Annotated in this window: 18 protein-coding genes and 1 tRNA gene; 7 read left to right on the top strand and 12 right to left on the bottom strand. The window is 66.5% G+C overall.

From position 1 onward, the window contains the following. Nucleotides 1-20: 20 nt before the first annotated feature. The 5 genes from H7692_RS06780 to H7692_RS06760 are packed head-to-tail and all read right to left on the bottom strand — an operon-like array spanning nt 21 to nt 4,033. Nucleotides 21-1,235, bottom strand: a complete 1,215-nt coding sequence (locus H7692_RS06780; protein WP_227339946.1) for a murein hydrolase activator EnvC family protein — start codon at nt 1,233-1,235, stop codon at nt 21-23. Further along, nucleotides 1,232-1,660: a 23S rRNA (pseudouridine(1915)-N(3))-methyltransferase RlmH gene (locus H7692_RS06775; RefSeq protein ID WP_201927042.1), complete on the bottom strand. Its 429-nt coding sequence runs from the start codon at nt 1,658-1,660 to the stop codon at nt 1,232-1,234. The genes H7692_RS06780 and H7692_RS06775 overlap by 4 nt, the downstream gene beginning before the upstream one ends. Before the next feature lie 35 nt (nt 1,661-1,695). Then, nucleotides 1,696-2,094, bottom strand: a complete 399-nt coding sequence (gene rsfS / locus H7692_RS06770; RefSeq protein WP_201927040.1) for a ribosome silencing factor — start codon at nt 2,092-2,094, stop codon at nt 1,696-1,698. After that, nucleotides 2,091-2,786, bottom strand: coding sequence for a nicotinate-nucleotide adenylyltransferase (locus tag H7692_RS06765; RefSeq protein WP_201927037.1), 696 nt, complete (start codon nt 2,784-2,786; stop codon nt 2,091-2,093). Before H7692_RS06765 ends, rsfS begins: the two co-directional genes overlap by 4 nt. After that, entirely contained in the window at nt 2,750-4,033 is a 1,284-nt protein-coding gene (locus H7692_RS06760) for a glutamate-5-semialdehyde dehydrogenase (RefSeq protein WP_201927034.1), read from the bottom strand. Before H7692_RS06760 ends, H7692_RS06765 begins: the two co-directional genes overlap by 37 nt. Nucleotides 4,034-4,110: 77 nt before the next feature. Between H7692_RS06760 and H7692_RS06755 the strand changes: the two genes are divergently transcribed. Together H7692_RS06755 and H7692_RS06750 are read left to right on the top strand one after the other, a co-directional pair. Continuing rightward, a complete protein-coding gene (locus H7692_RS06755) occupies nt 4,111-5,235 on the top strand; it encodes a DUF3667 domain-containing protein (RefSeq protein WP_201927032.1) in 1,125 nt (374 codons plus the stop codon). Between the two features lie 57 nt (nt 5,236-5,292). Beyond that, nucleotides 5,293-6,921, top strand: a complete 1,629-nt coding sequence (locus H7692_RS06750; protein ID WP_227339945.1) for an alkaline phosphatase D family protein — start codon at nt 5,293-5,295, stop codon at nt 6,919-6,921. Here H7692_RS06750 and H7692_RS06745 read toward each other — a convergent pair. Continuing rightward, on the bottom strand, nt 6,918-7,841 hold the full coding sequence (locus H7692_RS06745; protein ID WP_201927028.1) for a crotonase/enoyl-CoA hydratase family protein: 924 nt from the start codon (nt 7,839-7,841) through the stop codon (nt 6,918-6,920). The genes H7692_RS06750 and H7692_RS06745 overlap by 4 nt on opposite strands. Nucleotides 7,842-8,120: 279 nt before the next feature. Here H7692_RS06745 and purC point away from each other — a divergent pair, with 279 nt between their 5' ends. Continuing rightward, nucleotides 8,121-8,897 (top strand): phosphoribosylaminoimidazolesuccinocarboxamide synthase, encoded by a 777-nt coding sequence (gene purC, locus H7692_RS06740; RefSeq protein ID WP_227340049.1) that lies wholly within the window; start codon nt 8,121-8,123, stop codon nt 8,895-8,897. A 118-nt stretch (nt 8,898-9,015) separates the two neighbouring features. Beyond that, the gene (locus H7692_RS06735; protein ID WP_227339944.1) at nt 9,016-11,901 is read left to right on the top strand and encodes a M16 family metallopeptidase; all 2,886 of its coding nucleotides are present in this window, start codon (nt 9,016-9,018) and stop codon (nt 11,899-11,901) included. 296 nt (nt 11,902-12,197) lie between these two features. Here the strand turns inward: H7692_RS06735 and rplA are convergent, their stop codons facing one another. The 5 genes from rplA to H7692_RS06710 form a co-directional block, all read right to left on the bottom strand. Next, nucleotides 12,198-12,893: a 50S ribosomal protein L1 gene (gene rplA, locus H7692_RS06730; protein WP_201927024.1), complete on the bottom strand. Its 696-nt coding sequence runs from the start codon at nt 12,891-12,893 to the stop codon at nt 12,198-12,200. Between the two features lie 4 nt (nt 12,894-12,897). Then, on the bottom strand, nt 12,898-13,329 hold the full coding sequence (gene rplK, locus H7692_RS06725) for a 50S ribosomal protein L11 (RefSeq protein WP_201927022.1): 432 nt from the start codon (nt 13,327-13,329) through the stop codon (nt 12,898-12,900). A 262-nt stretch (nt 13,330-13,591) separates the two neighbouring features. Further along, nucleotides 13,592-14,128, bottom strand: a complete 537-nt coding sequence (gene nusG, locus H7692_RS06720) for a transcription termination/antitermination protein NusG (RefSeq protein ID WP_201927020.1) — start codon at nt 14,126-14,128, stop codon at nt 13,592-13,594. A 33-nt stretch (nt 14,129-14,161) separates the two neighbouring features. Then, entirely contained in the window at nt 14,162-14,359 is a 198-nt protein-coding gene (gene secE, locus H7692_RS06715) for a preprotein translocase subunit SecE (RefSeq protein WP_201927018.1), read from the bottom strand. Between the two features lie 205 nt (nt 14,360-14,564). Beyond that, nucleotides 14,565-14,640: transfer RNA gene (locus H7692_RS06710), tRNA-Trp, on the bottom strand. Between the two features lie 92 nt (nt 14,641-14,732). Between H7692_RS06710 and H7692_RS06705 the strand changes: the two genes are divergently transcribed. The 3 genes from H7692_RS06705 to H7692_RS06695 are packed head-to-tail and all read left to right on the top strand — an operon-like array spanning nt 14,733 to nt 16,685. Next, a complete protein-coding gene (locus H7692_RS06705) occupies nt 14,733-15,680 on the top strand; it encodes a DMT family transporter (RefSeq protein WP_222135568.1) in 948 nt (315 codons plus the stop codon). Then, a complete protein-coding gene (locus tag H7692_RS06700) occupies nt 15,677-16,300 on the top strand; it encodes a glutathione S-transferase family protein (protein WP_222135569.1) in 624 nt (207 codons plus the stop codon). The genes H7692_RS06705 and H7692_RS06700 overlap by 4 nt, the downstream gene beginning before the upstream one ends. Nucleotides 16,301-16,307: 7 nt before the next feature. Further along, nucleotides 16,308-16,685: a DOPA 4,5-dioxygenase family protein gene (locus tag H7692_RS06695; RefSeq protein ID WP_222135570.1), complete on the top strand. Its 378-nt coding sequence runs from the start codon at nt 16,308-16,310 to the stop codon at nt 16,683-16,685. Here H7692_RS06695 and H7692_RS06690 read toward each other — a convergent pair. After that, complete coding sequence (locus H7692_RS06690) at nt 16,682-17,794, bottom strand: ATP phosphoribosyltransferase regulatory subunit (protein WP_222135571.1); 1,113 nt, start codon at nt 17,792-17,794, stop codon at nt 16,682-16,684. The genes H7692_RS06695 and H7692_RS06690 overlap by 4 nt on opposite strands. Nucleotides 17,795-17,845: the final 51 nt, after the last annotated feature.

Raw genomic sequence — 17,845 nt, 5'->3', positions numbered from 1 at the left:
AACGGTCGATTAACCGGCCGTCAGCCGAGCATCGCGACGATGTCGACAGGCCGTCCGGCGCGGCGCAATTCGATGGTGATTCGGCTGTCATTCGACCCCGCACGACCGATCGGCATGCCGGCATCGAGCACGTCGCCGACACCGGCAGAGAGGCCGATCAGTCCGGTAATCAGCGACGTCCAGCCGCCGCCATGGTCAATGATGATGATCTTGCCATAACCGCGATAGTCGCCGGCGAAGCTCACGCGTCCCGGCGCGGGGGCCACCACCTGCCCGCCGGGCTGCGCCGCGACGGTGATCCCGCGCGACCGAACGCCGCTGTCGTTGACTTCGCCCAGTCCCGCGATGATGCGCCCGACGACAGGCAAGCGATAGGCGCCCACGGTCAGTTCGGGTTCGACTGGCGCTGGCGGGGCGGGCTGCGACGAAGCGCGCGAGGGATCGCGCGGCCGTGCGATCGGGCCGGGCAGCCGGGCGAGCTCCGCGCGCACCGCGCTGTCGGTTTCGAGTGTGTCCATCAGTTCGACAATATCGCGCGCCTTTTCGCCGAGCCCGAGCGCGCGGTCAGCCTCCAGCCGCGCGCTGCTGATGAGTTCGCGCGAGCGGAGTCGGCCTTCGTTTTCGAGCCGCGTCAGCGTGTCGCGACGTTCGGCCAGTTGCTCCTTGCTCGCCGCCAGTGCTTTCAGCGCAATCGCCTGATGCTGCTGGGCGGTGCGCAGTTCGGCGAGTTCGCGGCGCACGCCTGCGGTGCGGTGCTCGATGATCGGCAGCGTCGCATCGAGCACCGCGCGCGCGTGGACCATGTCGCGGAGCGAACCGGGCTGCGCGAGGACACTGACGGGCGGCTGGCGGGACAATTGCTGCAGCGTCGCGGAGAGTTCGAGCAATGGCTTTTGCTGCTCGGCCAACCGCGCGCGGCGGATCGCGAGGCGGCGGTTGACGAGCGCGACCCGTGCCTCGCCCGCGCGGATGTCGGCCTCGGCCGACTGGATTCGTGCAGCAAGCGCCGCGCTTTGCTTCTTGAGCCGCTCGGCTTCGGAGCGGGCGGCGAGTGCCTGCGCCTCGAACTGCGCGCTTCGCGCCATCGCTTGTACCGACTGCTCCTTCGCTTCGCGTAATTGTTGGCGTTCGTTCTCAGCGATAACGACGGGGTCGAAGATGTCGCTCTGCGCGAGGGCGATGGCGCCGACGGTGCCTGCGGCGGCGAGAACGAGGGCGAAGAGCGCGCGCCTCATTGCCGTCCCTCGCGGTGATAGGGGTGACCCGCGATGATGCTGGTCGCGCGCCACAATTGTTCGGCGAGCATCGCGCGCGCCATCAGATGCGGCCAGGTGGCGCGGCCAAAGGCGATCACCTTGTCGGCGCCTTCGCGCTCGTCGGGGGTAAAGCCGTCGGCGGCGCCCAGGCAGAAGCGCGTTTCGCGCACGCCGCTGTCGCGCCACTTTTCGAGAAGCCGAGCGAATTCGAGCGACGACATTTGTTCGCCCCCCTCGTCGAGAAGGACGGTACGGCTGGTATCGCCGGGGGCGGGCCAGCGCCCGCCCGTGTCGGAAAGTTCGGAAATCTTGTGCGGCCAGCCGAGCCGTTTCATGTAGCGATCGACGAGTTCGGCCTCGGGGCCGCGCCCGATGCGACCGCGCGCGATGATATGGAGCAACATTCCCGCCGTCTTACAGGATCAGCGGGCGCGCGCCATCAATTTGCCGCAGCAACCGGCGGGGCGTCGCCGAACGACCACATCCGCTCGAGATTGTAGAAGCTACGCACCTCGGGACGGAACAGATGGACGATGACATCGCCGGCGTCGATCAGCACCCAATCGGCGTTGGGCAGCCCTTCGACGCGGACAAGCCGGCCCGCTTCCTGCTTGATGCGCTGCGCCAGCTTGTCGGCGATCGCCGAGACATGACGCGTCGACCGGCCGCTCGCAATCACCATATGATCGGCGATGCTGCTCTTGCCGGCAAGCGGGATGGAAATGGTTTCCTGGGCCTGGTCCTCTTCCAGCTGGTGGAGGATCAGCGCGTGGAGTGCGTCCACGCTGTCGTTTGCGGGTGCGGCGCCGGGCGCGGCATCCTTGTTCGCGGCTATCAAGCGGTTCCTTTCCTTTCGCGGTCGCGCAGGCGCGAATGCGTCAGCGGGTCGCGCATCGCGCGGCCTGCATAGCGTTCGAACCAGCGGGGATTGGCCTGCCGTATAGCGGTTGCGGATCGCACATCGGGCGAAAAACGCAGGAACACGAGGGCAGGCGGTCTCCAGTTCGTCCAATGAAGTTTCTGGTCCGCGGGCCGGACGAAGCGCCGAAGCCAGCCCATCGCCTGCGCGGCATGGGTTCGGCCATTATAGCCCGGGCGCGCGACAACCGCAATCGGCATCAAGCGCGCAATGTCCCGCCAGTCGCGCCAGCGGGGCAATTGGACGAGATTGTCGGCACCCATGATCCATATGAAACGGCGATTGGGGTAGCGGCGCACCAGCTTTCGCAGCGTATCGACGGTATAGCGCGTCCCGAATTCCGCCTCGATCGCCGTTGCGCGGATCGGCGCGCGCCGCGCCATGTGCTGCGCCGACGCGAGTCGCGCGGGGAGGGGCGCCATGCCCTTTGCGGATTTGAGCGGATTGCCCGGCGAGACGAGCCACCACAGCTCGTCGAGCCCCAGTGCGTCGATGGCATTGAGGCTGATTGTGCGGTGCCCGCCGTGCGCAGGGTTGAAACTGCCGCCAAGGAGACCGGTGGGACGGGCGCGAGTCAGGGGCGGACCTGTCCCGTGCCGTGCACCAGCCACTTATAGGTGGTGAGCCCTTCCAGTGCGACCGGTCCCCGCGCGTGGAGCCGCCCCGTCGCGATGCCGATTTCGGCGCCGAGGCCGAATTCGCCGCCGTCTGCGAACTGGGTCGAGGCGTTGTGCATCACGATGGCGCTGTCGACTTCGCCCAGGAAGCGCCGCGCCGCCGCTTCGTCCTCGGTGACGATCGCATCGGTGTGGCGGCTCGAATGCGCGTCGATATGTGCAAGCGCGCCCTCGATTCCGTCGACCGCGGCAATCGACACGATCGCGTCGAGATATTCGCTGTCCCAGTCGACCGTGCTCGCCGGAGTGACATGCGGGCTGAGCGCCGTGATCGCGCTGTCGCCGCGCACTTCACAGCCCGCCGCGATCAGCGCATCGACGATGGCTTGCGGTGCGCCATAGCTGCGGTCGATCAGGATCGTCTCGGTTGCACCGCAGATTCCGGTGCGGCGCATCTTGGCATTGACCGCGAGCGCGACCGCCTTGTCGGGATCGGCCGATCCATCGATATAAAGATGGCAGATGCCGTCGAGGTGCGCGAGCACCGGGACGCGCGCCTCGTCCTGCACGCGCGCGACCAGCCCCTTGCCGCCGCGCGGAATGATGATGTCGATATGGCCCTGCGCGCGCAGCAGCGCCCCGACCGCCGCGCGATCCTGCGTCGGGATGATCTGCACCGCCTCAGCCGGCAGTCCCGCTTCGGTCAGCCCTCCAACAAAGGCCGCATGGATGGCGCCATTCGAATGGACCGCCTCGCTGCCGCCGCGCAGGATCACCGCATTGCCCGACATCAGCCCGAGCGCGGCGGCGTCGGCGGTGACGTTGGGGCGGCTTTCGTAGATGATGCCGACGACGCCGAGCGGCACGCGCACCCGTTCGAGCTCCATTCCGTTCGGGCGCTTGGCGCGGTCGATGATTGCGCCGACCGGGTCGGGTAGCGCGGCGACCGCTTCGACCGCATCGGCAATGGCGCCGAGGCGATTTTCGTCGAGCCGCAGACGGTCGAGCATGGCCGAGGTGAGGCCCGCCGCCTTGCCGGCCTCCATATCCCGCGCATTGGCCTCGAGGATCGTGTTCGCCTTTGCGCGCAGCCAGCGCGCGGCAGCATTGAGCGCGGCGGCCTTCTCTGCCGTCGCAGTCACTGCAAGCCGTTTTGCCGCAGCGCGCGCGCGCAGCCCCATGTCGGCGATCAGCGCATCGGGGTCGGCGGTGGCGGGCGAGGCAAGCGTGTCGGTGGTCATGACGCCGCTCTATCACGCTTATCCGCGGCTGCGAAAGCCCCGTTGCGCGTGGCGGCGTGCCGGACTAGGCAGGGGCGATGAGCGGGGACATCGACAGCATCGGGGCGGCGGTCACGGCGGGACTCGCGGGCGCTGCGGTCGAACCCGCGCGCGGGATGGCTGCCGAGAAGGGCGGTCCGCGCCGCTGTTTCAACTGCGGGACCAGCCTTGTCGGCGCGCATTGCCACCGCTGCGGGCAAAAGGCCGACATCCACCGCAGCTTCGGTGCGATCGGGCACGACCTGGTCCACGCCATCTTTCATTTCGAAGGCAAGCTGTGGAATACGCTGCCACTGCTCGTGTGGCGGCCGGGTGACTTGACGCGGCGCTATATCCACGGCGAGCGCGCGAGCTTCATATCACCGCTCGCGCTGTTCCTGTTTGCCGTCTTTCTGACCTACGCCGTGCTGGCGATGGTCGGTTCGGGGAGCGGCCTCAGCGACCAGATGGCGAAGGCGGCCGCGGAACAGACGCGCCGCAACGCGCTTCAGACGAGCTTTCGCGCGGAGGTCGAACGGATCGACACACGTCTTGCGGCGGCGGGCGCGACCGATGCCGAAAAGGCGTCTCTGGCCGACGAGCGCGCGACGCTCGAAAAGAGCGCACAATATCTGGGTATCGCGCGCGATTTGACCGACGAAGAACGCGCCGCCGGACCGCCGGTGCTTGAGGATCCGGTCGAACAGGTCACATCGAGCGCCGATTTCCTGACGCGCACAAAGATCGACAGTGGCGTTCCCTTTATCGACAAGGCGCTGCAAAAGGCTTGGGCGAACCCGGGACTGCTTCTCTACAAGTTGCAGGCGAACGCCTATAAGTTCGCATGGGCGCTGATCCCGCTATCGCTGCCCTTCCTGTGGCTGCTCTATCCGTTCAGCCGCCGCTTTCACACCTATGACCATTTCGTCTTCATAACCTATTCGATCAGCTTCATGCTGTTGCTGTTCGTGGTTGTGCGGCTGTTCAACATGACCATCCTTGGCGAAACGATAAGCGTCGCTGCGCTCTTTTATGTCCCCTTTCATATGTACCGACAGTTGCGTGGCGCGTATCGTTCGTCGCGTTTCGGCGCGATCGTCCGGTCGATCCTGTTGCTCAATTTCAGCCTGTTCGCGGTGATCGCTTTCATGTTGCTGCTGCTTACACTCGGGATGATGGGGTAGCGCGAATTGTAACATTGGCGGGGCAGGGAAGACGCATCCGGGAAGGGAAGGAACGCCATGCATCCGATTTGGAGCGCCATCGAACGCCGTTTGCTCGTCAAGCTGGGGACCGCGGGGCTGGCGGCGCTCGCGCTCCCGGGCGCGGCGCGGGCGATGGTGGCCCAAGGCTTTACCCATGGCGTCGCAAGCGGCGAACCGGGCCCCAATTCGGTGATGCTTTGGACGCGCTACGCCGCATCCTCGGACACCGATCTGACCGTCGAGGTCGCGGAGAGCGCGGATTTCGCGAAGGTCGTTGCCGGGGGCACTGTTCGTGCCTCGGCCGAGCGCGACTTTTGCGCGAAGATGGTCGTCGACGGCCTCGACCCCGGGCGCTGGTATTTCTATCGTTTTATCGCCCCCGATGGCGGCACGTCGGTTTTCGGCCGCACGCGTACGCTGCCCGAAGGCGCGACGTCGGCGTTCACGCTCGCGCTCTTTTCGTGCGCGAACCTGCCTTTCGGTCATTTCAACGCCTATGCCCACGCGGCGGCGCGGCAGGACATCGATCTGGTCGTCCACGCGGGTGACTATCTTTACGAATATAAGATCGGCCAATATCCGACGCTGAAGGAAGCCTTGCCGGGGCGCCTCATCCAGCCGAGCCACGAGATTGTCGCGCTCGCCGATTACCGCCTGCGCTACGCCTCCTATCGCGCCGACGCCGATTTGCAGCGCATCCACCAGCTCTATCCGATGATCGCGCAATGGGACGATCATGAGCTGACCAACGACGCCTGGTCGGGCGGAGCGCAGAATCATCAGCCCGACGAAGGCGAATGGAGCGTACGGGCGGCGGTTGCCGAGCGCGTGTGGCGCGAATGGATGCCCGTCGCCGATACGCGCTGGCGCCATTATGAGGTCGGCGACCTTGCGACGATCTTCCTCCCCGAAACGCGGCTGACCGGGCGCGACAAGCAATTTTCGGTCGGCAACATCGTCAGGGATGCCGGCGATCCTGCGGCCGCGCTGCGACGCTTTCGCGAAACGGGGTATGTCGATCCGGAGCGCCAGCTGCTCGGCGCCGATCAGGAAAGCTGGCTGACGCGCGGCATCGCCTCATCGGTCGCGGCGGGCAAGCGCTGGCAGGTCTGCGCGCAGCAGGTCATCATGGGCAGCACCTACAGCCCGCCCGAGTCGGCGGGATGGTTCGGCGCCGACGCGCCCGACTATGTGCTCGAACGGATCAAGTCGGCGCAGCTTGCGGCGACGGCGGGGCTGCCGTTCAACTTCGACGCGTGGGACGGCTATCCTGCCGCGCGCGCGCGGCTCCTCGGCGCGGCGCAGTCGGCGGGGGCCAATTTCGTGTCTCTCGCCGGCGACAGTCATAACAGCTGGGCATTCGACCTGCCGCATGACGGGCGCCCCGCCGGCATCGAGGTCGCGGGGCAGAGCGTCACCTCGCCGGGAATCGAGGCATCGGCCAAGGCGGCGAGCGCCGCCGACCGCGCCGCCGCGCTCCGCGGCTCGTCGCCGCAGCTGCGCTGGGTCGACACCGAACGGCGCGGCTATGCGACCGTGGCGCTGACGCCGGACATAGTGACCGCCAACTGGCATTTTCTCGAAACCGTGGGGCAGAAGTCGCTCGCGCTTGCTGGCACGCACCGCATGACCGCACAGCATGGGCGCAACCGCTACGACGCCTAGCTATAGGGCGGCGCATCCTCGAATTCGTCGAACCACGGATAATCCTCCGCGACGCTCGCCGTGAAATCGGGCGCGCGCTTTTCGAGGAAGCTTGTCACCCCTTCGGCGGCGTCGGGGCTGCGTCCGCGCGAATAGATGGCGCGGCTGTCCCAGCGGTGCGCGCTCATCGGGTGCGGCGCGCCGAGCATCCGCCACAGCATGTGCCGCGTCAGCGCGACCGACACCGGCGCGCTGTGCTCGGTCATCTCGCGTGCCTTGGCGATCGCCGCGTCGATGAGCTCGCCCGGTGCGTGGACCGACTGGACGAGCCCCTTGTCGCGAGCTTCTTCGGCGGAAATCAGACGGCCCGAATAGCAAAGGTCGACCGCATTCGCGATGCCGACAAGCCGCGGCAGGAACCAGCTCGAGGCCGCCTCGGGCACGATCCCGCGCCGGGCGAAGACGAAGCCATAGCGTGCGGTGTCGCTCGCCAGCCGCGCATCCATCGGCAAGGTCATCGTCGCGCCGATGCCGACCGCCGCGCCGTTGATCGCGCCGAGCACCGGCTTCTTCGCCTCGAAGATGCGCAGCGACACGCGCCCGCCCGAATCGCGCACCAGCGGGTGCGACCAGTCGATCGACCCGTCGGCGCGGACCGGGGTCGGCGCGACGCCGTCGGGCAGCGCGACCGCCTTGTCGGTGCGCTTGTCATAATCGAAGGTCGCGGCGCCGCCGCCAAGGTCTGCCCCGGCGCAATATGCGCGCTCGCCCGCGCCGGTGAAGATCACCGCGCGCACCGCGTCGTCGGCGTCGCACTCGTCGAGCGCCGCGACGATGTCGAGCATCATCTGCGTGGTAAAGGCGTTCATCCGGTCGGGGCGGTTCAGCGTCAGCAGCGCGATCCCCTCCTGCTTGTCGAGGCTGATCTGTTCAAAGCTCATCGCGTCTCTCCCCTTGGCTTTTGGCCATGGTTGCAAGCAGGGCGGGCGATGGCAAGCGCTTTACGTAAACGTAAATCAATCGTCGCCTCCGCGAAGGCGGGAGCCGCTGTCGGCATGGCTCCCCGCTCCCGGTGGCCCCCGCCCTGGCCGGAGCGACGTGACTGATGACGCGCCGATGCTTTGCCGCTATAGGGCGCCGACCGCCCCGGCGCCGCGCTCGCTTATCCGAGTCGCTTTCGCCGGGGTCATTCATTTGGTTCCGACAGAAAGTTGACCGCCATGGCCCGTCGCCGCCAGATTTACGAAGGCAAAGCCAAGATCCTGTACGAGGGTCCCGAACCCGGCACCTTGATCCAATATTTCAAGGATGACGCGACCGCGTTCAACGCGCAGAAGCGCGGGACGATCAACGGCAAGGGCGTGCTCAACAACCGGATTTCGGAGCATGTCTTCACGCTGCTCGGCAATATCGGCGTGCCGCACCATTTCATCCGCCGCCTCAACATGCGCGAGCAATTGATCCGGCAGGTCGAGATCGTGCCGATCGAGGTTATCGTCCGCAACGTCGCCGCGGGCTCGCTGTCGAAGCGGCTGGGGATCGAAGAGGGGACGCAGCTTCCGCGCACGCTTATCGAATATTGCTACAAGGACGATGCGCTCGGTGATCCGCTTGTCGCCGAGGAGCATATCGCCTGCTTCAACTGGTGCAGCCAGGACGAGCTTCACGACATCCAGGACATGGCGATCCGCATCAATGATTTCATGAGCGGGCTGTTCGCCGCGGTCGGTATCCGCCTCGTCGACTTCAAGCTCGAGTTCGGACGTCTTTATGACGGCGATTTCAGCCGCATCATCCTTGCGGACGAAATCAGCCCCGACGGTTGCCGCCTGTGGGACATGGCAACGAACGAAAAGCTCGACAAGGACCGCTTCCGCCGCGATCTGGGCGGAGAGGTGGAAGCCTATCAGGAAGTCGCCCGCCGCCTGGGCCTGATGCCCGAAGGCGGCGACAATGCGGTGCTCGACCTCGAAAGCCACCGCAAGAAAAAGGGCTGAACGGCCCTCTCATATCCGTCATCCCGTCGAAGGCCGGGATGACGATAGGGGTATGTCCGCAGTCGCTTCCAAAAGCGCATGGCCTTGACGCGGGCGCAATGATCGCCAGAACGGCCGAATGACCAGCCCCATCCTCCGGCGTGCCGCGACCGCGCTGTCGGCCCTCGCCCTTCTTGCCGTCTGTTCGCCGCCGCTGCTTGCCAAGGAGGCCGAGCGGTCCGCGGTGACCGCCGCGGTCAATCCGCAGAACGACGCGGCAAGGGCATGGAACTTCGCCGCGAGCGACGTGCCCGTCGATCCGAACATCATTTTCGGCGTCCTGCCCAACGGCATGAAATATGCGCTCCTCCAGAACGGCACGCCCAAGGACAGCGTCGTCATCCGCATGCGCTTCGACGTCGGCAGCTTCGCCGAGGCCGAGGACCAGCGCGGCCTTGCCCATTTCCTCGAGCATATGGCGTTCAACGGCTCGACCAATGTGCCCGAGGGCGAAATGACCAAGCTGCTCGAGCGCAAGGGGCTGGCGTTCGGCGCCGACACCAACGCGTCGACCGGCTTTGACGAGACGATCTACAAGCTCAACCTGCCGGGTGCCTCGGACGATCTGATCGACACCGGCCTGATGCTGATGCGCGAGACGGCAAGCGAGTTGACGATCGACCCTGCGGCGGTCGACCGCGAACGCGGCGTCATCCTGTCCGAACGCCGCGCGCGCGACACCTATCAACTCCGCAACGTCATCGACCAGCTCGACTTCCAGATGCAGGGGATGAAAGTCGCGAGCCGCATCCCGGTCGGCACCGAAGAGGTGATCCGCACCGCCCCTGCCGAGCGGCTCCGCGATCTATACGACCGCTATTATCGCCCCGAGCGGGCGACGCTGGTGATCGTCGGCGATTTCGATCCGGCGGCGGTCGAGGCGAAGGTGAAGGAGCGCTTTGCCGACTGGACCGGGCGCGGCCCCGCGGGCGCCGACCCCGACATCGGAACGATCGATTATGATCGCGCCGCGGCGGCGGACGATTTCATCGATCCCGCAGTGCAGGATTCGGTGACGATTGCGACCTTCAAACCGTGGGTCGACGAGCCCGATACGCGCGCCAAACGCGCCCGCAACCTGGCCGAAGAGGTCGGCGAGGCGATCGTCAGCCGCCGCCTCGCCAAGATCGCGCTTGCCGAGGATTCGCCGATCCTCGCGGGCTATTTCAGCGAGGCCGCCGGGTGGGACATTTTCGACCAGGTGACGATGGGCGCGGTCGCCAAGGAGGGGGCGTGGCGCGAGGCGCTGGCGCTGATCGAGCAGGAGTTCCGCCGCGCGCGCGACCATGGCTTCACCGAAACCGAGGTCGCCGAGCAGTTGGCGATCCGCCGCACCGCGCTCCGCAACGCCGTCGCGGGCGCCTCGACGCGGCGCAGCGAGGCGCTTGCCGACCGGCTCGTCGAGGCCGCCGAGGGCAAATTCGTTTTCGTACGCCCCGAAACGAGCCAGATGCTGTTCGAGGCGGTCGCGCCGACGCTAAGCGCCGCTGCGGTCAGTGCAGCCTTCCGCGCGCGCACCGACGGACTCAGCGCGCCGCTCGTCCGCGTGACCGCGAAAAAGCCGATCGAGGGCGGCACCGACGCAATCCTCGCCGCGCTCGAGGCATCGACCGAAGTTGCGGTCGCGCCGCCGACCGAATCGGTTGGCATCGCCTTTGCCTATGAGGATTTCGGCGAACCCGGGCGCGTCGTCGCCGACGACCGCATCGACGACCTCGGCATCCGGCGCGTGCGCTTTGCCAACAATGTGATGCTCAACATCAAGACGACGGATTTCCAGAAGGACCGCGTTTACCTGTCGCTCCGCGTCGACGGCGGCAATCTGCTCGCGACGCGCGACGATCCGACGCGCGTGTCGCTCGCGGGCTCGTTCAGCCTCGGCGGTCTCGGGATGCACGGCCTCGACGATCTGCGCTCGATCCTCGCCGGAAAAACGGTGAGCACCAGCTTCGGGTCGGACACCGACGCCTTTGGCGCCAAGGCGCTGACCTCGCCCGAGGATTTCGCGCTGCAGGCAAAGCTGATGGCGGCGTTCGTCGCCGATCCGGGCTACCGCCCCGACGGCCTTGCGCTGATCCGCCGCTATTTGCCGCAGCAATATGCCGCGAACGACGCGACGCCCGCGGCGGTGCTGGGGCGCGATGCGGGCGGCATCCTTGCCAATGACGATCCGCGCGCGCAGACCCCGCCGCTCGACCACCTGCTCGCGCTCGATTGGGACCAGTTGCGCCGCGCCATCTCCGACAGCCTGGTCAACGGCGCGATCGAGATCGGCGTCGTCGGCGACATCGACGAGCAGGCGGCGATCGACGCGATTGCGGCAAGCTTTGGCGCGCTCCCCGAACGCCGCGCCGCCTTCGATCCGCGCAGCGAGGCGCGCGTGCGCGAATTTGCGGTCGACCGCAGCGAGCGCACGTTGATCCACAAAGGCCCCGCCGAACAGGCCGAGATCCGCGTCTATTGGCCCGCGCGCGACGACAGCGATCTGGCCGAAGCGATGCGGCTCAACCTGCTCGCGCGCGTGATGCAACTGATGCTGACCGAGGAATTGCGCGAACGGCTTGGTGAAAGCTACAGCCCCGGCGCGGGCGCCAGCCTGTCGGACGAGTTTCCGGGCTATGGCCATCTGTTCGCGTCGAGCAATGTCGATTTCCAGCATCTCGCGACGACGCGAGCGGCGATCTTTGCCATCGCCAAGCAACTGCGCGACAAGCCCGTCGATGCCGACCTTCTCGACCGCGCCCGGCGCCCGCTCGTCGAGGCGATGGTGAAGGCGCGGCGCGAGAACGTCTATTGGCTCAATTATGTCGCCGAAGCGACGAGCGCCGCCGACCGCCTCGACCGCAGCCGCAACGGCATCGCCGAGGTCGAGGCGGCGACGGTCGAAGAATTGCAGTCGCTTGCCCGGCGCTATCTGACCGACGACAAGGCGCTGGTAATCAAGGCGGTGAGCGACAAGGTTTGAGCCCGACGAATCGCAAATAATCCGCCATCGTCATCCCGGATCAGGTCGGCGCTTGTCCATTTTCGCGAAGTAAGTGCTCCCCGGCGAAAGCCGGGGTCCAGGTTCGGGCCGCACTGCACCGCGTGGACTCCGGCTTTCGCCGGAGAACACCTAGGGGCCATAATCGCCGATCAAGTCCGGGGTGACGAGGTGGAGCGAAAAACTGTTCCTTCTCCGCCAGACGTCGCCATCAAAGCCGCCAAACAGAAAAGGGCCGGAGTTTCCCCCGGCCCTTCGCTAAATCGTTGCGATGTCGATCAGGCGCCGATTTCGGCGGTGTCGACCTTCACACCCGGACCCATCGACGACGACAGGGCGATCTTGCGGACATATTTGCCCTTCGCGCCCGCCGGCTTCGCCTTGACGATCGCGTCGACAAAGGCGTCGAAGTTCTGGCGGAGCTTTTCCTCGCCGAACGACAGCTTGCCGATACCGGCGTGGATGATGCCCGCCTTTTCGACGCGGAATTCGATCTGGCCGCCCTTGGCTGCCTTGACCGCTTCGGCGACGTTCGGGGTGACGGTGCCGAGCTTCGGGTTCGGCATCAGGCCCTTGGGACCCAGCACCTTGCCGAGACGGCCGACGATGCCCATCATGTCGGGCGTCGCGATGACGCGGCCATAGTCGAGGTTTCCGGCCTGCATGTCTTCCATCAGATCCTCGGCCCCGACCTTGTCGGCGCCAGCCTTCAGCGCTTCCTCGGCCTTGTCGCCGCGCGCGAAGACCGCGACCTTGACGTCCTTGCCGGTGCCGGCGGGCAGCGTCACGACGCCGCGGACCATCTGGTCGGCGTGGCGCGGATCGACGCCCAGGTTCATCGCGATTTCGAGCGTTTCGTCGAACTTCGTCGACGACAGGTCACGCACGGTCTTGATCGCTTCGTCGACGGCGTGAAGCTTCAGCGCGTCAACCTTGCCCTCGAGGGCCTTCTGCTTCTTGGTCAGCTTTGCCATCGGTTCAGCCCTCCGTCACTTCGAGGCCCATCGAGCGGGCGCTGCCTTCGATGATCTTCGTCGCCTGTTCGATGTCGTTGGCGTTCAGATCCTTCATCTTGATCTCGGCGATTTCGGCGAGCTTCGAGCGCGCGATCTTGCCGCCGCTGATCTTGCCGGGTTCCTTCGATCCCGACTTCAGGTTCGCGGCCTTCTTGATGAGGTAGGTCGCCGGGGGCGTCTTGGTGACGAACGAGAAGCTCTTGTCGGCATAGACGGTGATGATCGTCGGCGTCGGCGTGCCCTTGTCGAGCCCGTCGGTCGCCGCGTTGAACGCCTTGCAGAATTCCATGATGTTGACGCCGCGCTGACCCAATGCCGGCCCGAGCGGCGGCGAGGGGTTTGCGGTCCCCGCCGGAACTTGCAGCTTGATATAGCCGCTGATCTTCTTGGCCATGATGGCCTCCTTTCTTTCTGTCGCCGCGGATCAGGTCCGCGGCTCAAAATAAGCGGTCAAGCAGAAGGGCATCACCCCTTCCTCCCGCACGGACTCGCGCCCTTTTTCGACGCGAAGCGGCGCCGTTAGCGCCGGTGGAGCGAAAAGGCAAGGATTGCCTTGGTTCGCCCTCGGTGACGAAGGCGAAAACGGATCGATGTCTGCGGCAGAAAAGCGCAGAAATCCGCCGAACTTCACACTGAAATACAATCCCGCGGGATCGTCACTTCATGCGTTCGACCTGTTCGAAGTCGAGCTCGACCGGCGTCGCGCGGCCAAAGATCGACACGCTGACCTTGACGCGCGCCTTGTCGAAGTCGAGTTCCTCGACGACGCCGTTGAAGCTTGCGAACGGGCCTTCGAGCACCTTGACCTGATCGCCGATCTCGTAATCGACGCGGATTTCGGTCTTCGGACGCGCCGCGGCCTCTTCCTTGCTGTTCAGGATGCGCGCGGCCTCCGCCTCGCTGATCGGCTGCGGCTTGCCCGACGAGCCGAGGAAGCCCGTGACCTTCGGCGTGTTCTTGACGAGGTGATAGACGTCGTCGGTCATCGTGAGCTTGGCGAGGACATAGCCGGGGAAGAATTTCCGTTCGGCCTGCACCTTCTTGCCGCGCTTGACCTCGGTGACGGTTTCAACCGGCACCTCGACCGCTTCGACGAGCTGGGTCAGGCCCATGCGCTCGGCCTCGGCGAGCACCGAATCGCGGACCTTGTTTTCGAAACCCGAATAGGCGTGAATGATGTACCAGCGCGCCATGTGTTGAAGTCCTGTCCTGTGAAACCGCGGCGATTAGCGCGCGAGCGACGTCAACCAGTTGACGATCGCGTTGAAAACCGTGTCGATGCCGAGGAAGAAGAGCGCGAGGATCGTCGTCATGATCAAGACCATGATCGTCGTCTGCATCGTCTCGCGGCCCGTGGGCCACACGATCTTGCCGGCTTCGGCGCGCACCTGACGGATAAATTCACCCGGGCTGGTCTTGGCCATGTCGATCGTCCTGTCCTTCAAGCGTCCAATATCTGGCCAGATGGGTCGCCGCCCGCGGCGCGTCAAGCGCGCTTCGGGCAATAGTCCGCCCACCCTCCCCGACCAGGTCGGCGAAAGGCGGAAGGAAAACGGCGCATCTGTCCGAATGAAAGCGGCCTTTAACCGCGCGTCCCGCCATTGGCAAGCAAATGGCGATGGTGCGGCCTGGCAGGGGCAGCAGGATTCGAACCCGCGACCCTCGGTTTTGGAGACCGATGCTCTACCAGCTGAGCTATACCCCTAGGCCGGAGTGCGCCCCTATACCGATTGCCGCATGGGAGCAAGGGGGATGAACGCCTTGCCAGCGGCTTCGGGGCTGATATGCGCAAACGCCATGCCGGCTGCTGCATCCTCCGCCGCCTCGACGCAGGCGCCCCAGCATTATCTGGGCGGCATCGCGCTGCGCCTGCTGGCGATGGCGAGCCTGTCGCTGATGTTCGTGCTCGTCAAATATGTCGACCGCGCCGGCATCCATATCGTCGAGAGCCTTTTCTGGCGGCAGGCATTGGTGCTGCCATTCCTGCTCGTCTGGATTCGCGCGACGACGGGCGGCTTCGCTTCGCTGAGGACGCAGCGCATCGGCGCGCATGCGCGGCGGATGACGATGGGGCTGGTCGGCATGGCGTGCAATTTCGGCGGGATGATCTTCCTGCCGATGGCCGAGGCGACGACGATCAGCCTGTCGGTGCCGATCTTTGCCGTGATCTTTGCCGCTGCACTGCTCGGCGAGCCGACGGGGTGGCAGCGGTGGAGCGCGGTGATCGTCGGCTTTGTCGGCGTGCTTGTCGTGCTCGACCCCGGCGCGAGCATTGCGGCGGGCTTTGGCGGCGATCATGGCATGGGCACGTTGATCGCGCTCGCGGGGGCGGTGATGACCGCGCTGATCACCATTGCGGTGCGTGACCTCGGCCGCACCGAGGCGGCGGCGACGATCGTCTTCTGGTTCAGTGCGCTGTCGATGATCCCGCTCGGGCTGATGCTGCCCTTTGTCATTACCTCGCACAGCGCGCAGGAATGGCTGCTCCTCCTCGGGCTCGGATTTTCGGGGGCCGTGGTCCAGATGGCATTGACCGGCGCGTTGCGGCTCGCGCCCGTCGCCGTGGTGATCCCGATGGATTACACCAGCCTGCTCTGGTCGATCGCGGCTGGCTGGTGGTTTTTTGGCACCTTCCCCGCCGAGACGACGTGGATCGGCGCGCCGCTGATCGTCGCGAGCGGACTGTTCATCGCGTGGCGCGAGCACCGGCTGCACATCGCACGGACCAAGGAGGTTGCCGCATGACCGGCGAGACGCCGCGCCCGATCCTCTATCACTGCCCCGACGCGCGTTCGCTGCGCTGCCTGTGGGCGGCCGAGGAAGCGGGGCTCGACATCGACCTGCGGCTGCTGAAATTCCCGCCGCGCGCGTTCGAGCCCGATTATCGCAGCGTCAACCCGCTGATGACCGTCCCCGGCTGGGTCGAGGACGGCCGGTTGATGACCGAATCGGCGGCGATCTGCGAACGCATCGCCGAGGGAACATCGCTGGAGGTGCAGCGCGACGAGTGCGATTATTGGGCCTGGCGCAACTGGCTCCACCGCAGCGACGCGACGCTGACCTTTCCGCTGGCGATCATGATCCGCTACACGCGCGTCGAGCCCGAAGAGCGGCGGCTCGCGCAGGCGGTGCAGGATTACAAGGCTTTCTTCGGCGGCCGCGCCAGGAGCATCGAGGCGGCGCTGTCCGACGGGCGCGACTGGCTCGTCGCGCGGCGCTTCACCATCGCCGACATCGTGATCGGCTATGCGGCATTTCTTGCGACGACGCTGGGCGCCGACGATGTGCTGGGCGAAGCGACGCAGGCGTGGCTCGCCCGCTGCATGGCGCGCGAGGGGTTCGTGCGCGCACGGGCGCGGCAGTGAGGTGGATATGACCGACCCCGACGCGCGCTGGCACGCCCATATCTATTATGACGCCGCGGAGCGGGCGGCGGCGCTTGCGCTGCGCCAGGCGTTCGGTCGCGATGCCGCGATCCTGTTCGTCGGCGCGATGAGCGACGCGCCCGTCGGGCCGCATCCGATCGCGCAGTTCGAGGTGCATTTTCTTGGCGAACATCGTGCCGCCGTGGTCGCGGCGGTCGAGGCAATGGGGCTGCGCGCGCTGGTTCATCCGCTGACCGACGACGACCTTGCCGATCACACAACGCTTGCGCACTGGATCGGCGCGCCGCTCCCCCTCAACCTTTCGGTGCTCGATCCGCCGGGGACGAACCAGGGTGTCGCGCGCTTCGGCGTTTCGGATTTTTAAGCTTCGACCGGGCCGTCGGGGCCGAGGACATAGCCGCAGCCGAGCCGGTCGGCATCCTCGGCATCGGTGAGCGCGGCGACCGTGTGCCAGCCGTCGGCGCGCAGGCTTGCGGCGAGTTCGGCGTCGTGGCCGAGCGGCAGGAAAATGCGGCGTTCGGCCTGGTCGGCAGTGCCGAGTCCCGCGTCGATCAGCGGGTCGGGATAGAGCGAAAATCCGACCGCGGCTTCCTCCTGATCCTCGCCCAGCGGGATGGCATAGCTGCCGCCGCGCCCGACGGCGTCGCCCTGGCCGGGGACGAAGACCGAAAAGCCGAACCAGCTTTGATAGGCGAAGCCGTGCCGTTCGGTCGGGTCGAGCGTCAAGGTGACGCGGTCGCGCACGGGGGCGGCGATCGCCCGCAGCGCCTCTATCCGCGTCGCCAGCACGCCTTCGCTGTCGAAGGCGGCAAGCTCGGCAATCGCGCGGTCGAAGGGGCCGGTCGCGCGGAGCAGCGGCAGATAGGCGTCGGCGCCAAGGCGCGCGAGCCCGCCGGCATCCTTGGCGTCGAGTTCGTCACGAAGCTGGTCGAGCGGCACCTTGACCGGATGCACCTCGGCGAGCAGGTCGACGAGGTCGGGCAGGGTGAAGTCGATCGTCACCGGGCCGATGCCCGCGGCTTCGAGCGCGTCGATCGCGACGGTCACGATTTCGCGCGCCGCGGCGACGCTGTCGCTGCCGATCAGTTCGGCGCCGACCTGGAGCATTTCGCGCGCGGGGCGAAGCTGGCTTGCCCGCAGCTTGACCACCTGGCCGGCGTAGCAAAGGCGCAAGGGGCGGGGGGCGGCCGCGAGCAGCGAGGTCGCAATGCGTCCGACCTGCCGCGTGATGTCGGGGCGCAGCGCGAGCGTGCGCTGCGACACCGGATCGGTGAAGCGGAGCAGGTCGCGCGCCGACCGTTCGTCATTGCCGCCCAGCGTCTCGCGAAACTCGGCGAGCGGCGGCGACACGCGGCCATAGCCATGCGCGCGCATCGCATCGACCAGCGCGCGCGTGACGCGCGACGCCGCTTCGGCCTGCGCGGGCAGGCGGTCGCGGAGGCCTTCGGGCAGCAGGGCAGGGGCCTTGGTCATGGGGGCTCCTCTAGCCCTTGGTGCGGGCTTGTGAAAGCCCCTCCCCTGAAG

This window comes from Sphingopyxis sp. P8, assembly GCF_020622175.1.
In the GTDB taxonomy this organism is placed as follows: Bacteria; Pseudomonadota; Alphaproteobacteria; order Sphingomonadales; family Sphingomonadaceae; genus Sphingopyxis; species Sphingopyxis jiangsuensis.
This window is presented reverse-complemented; position numbering and strand designations above follow the sequence as displayed.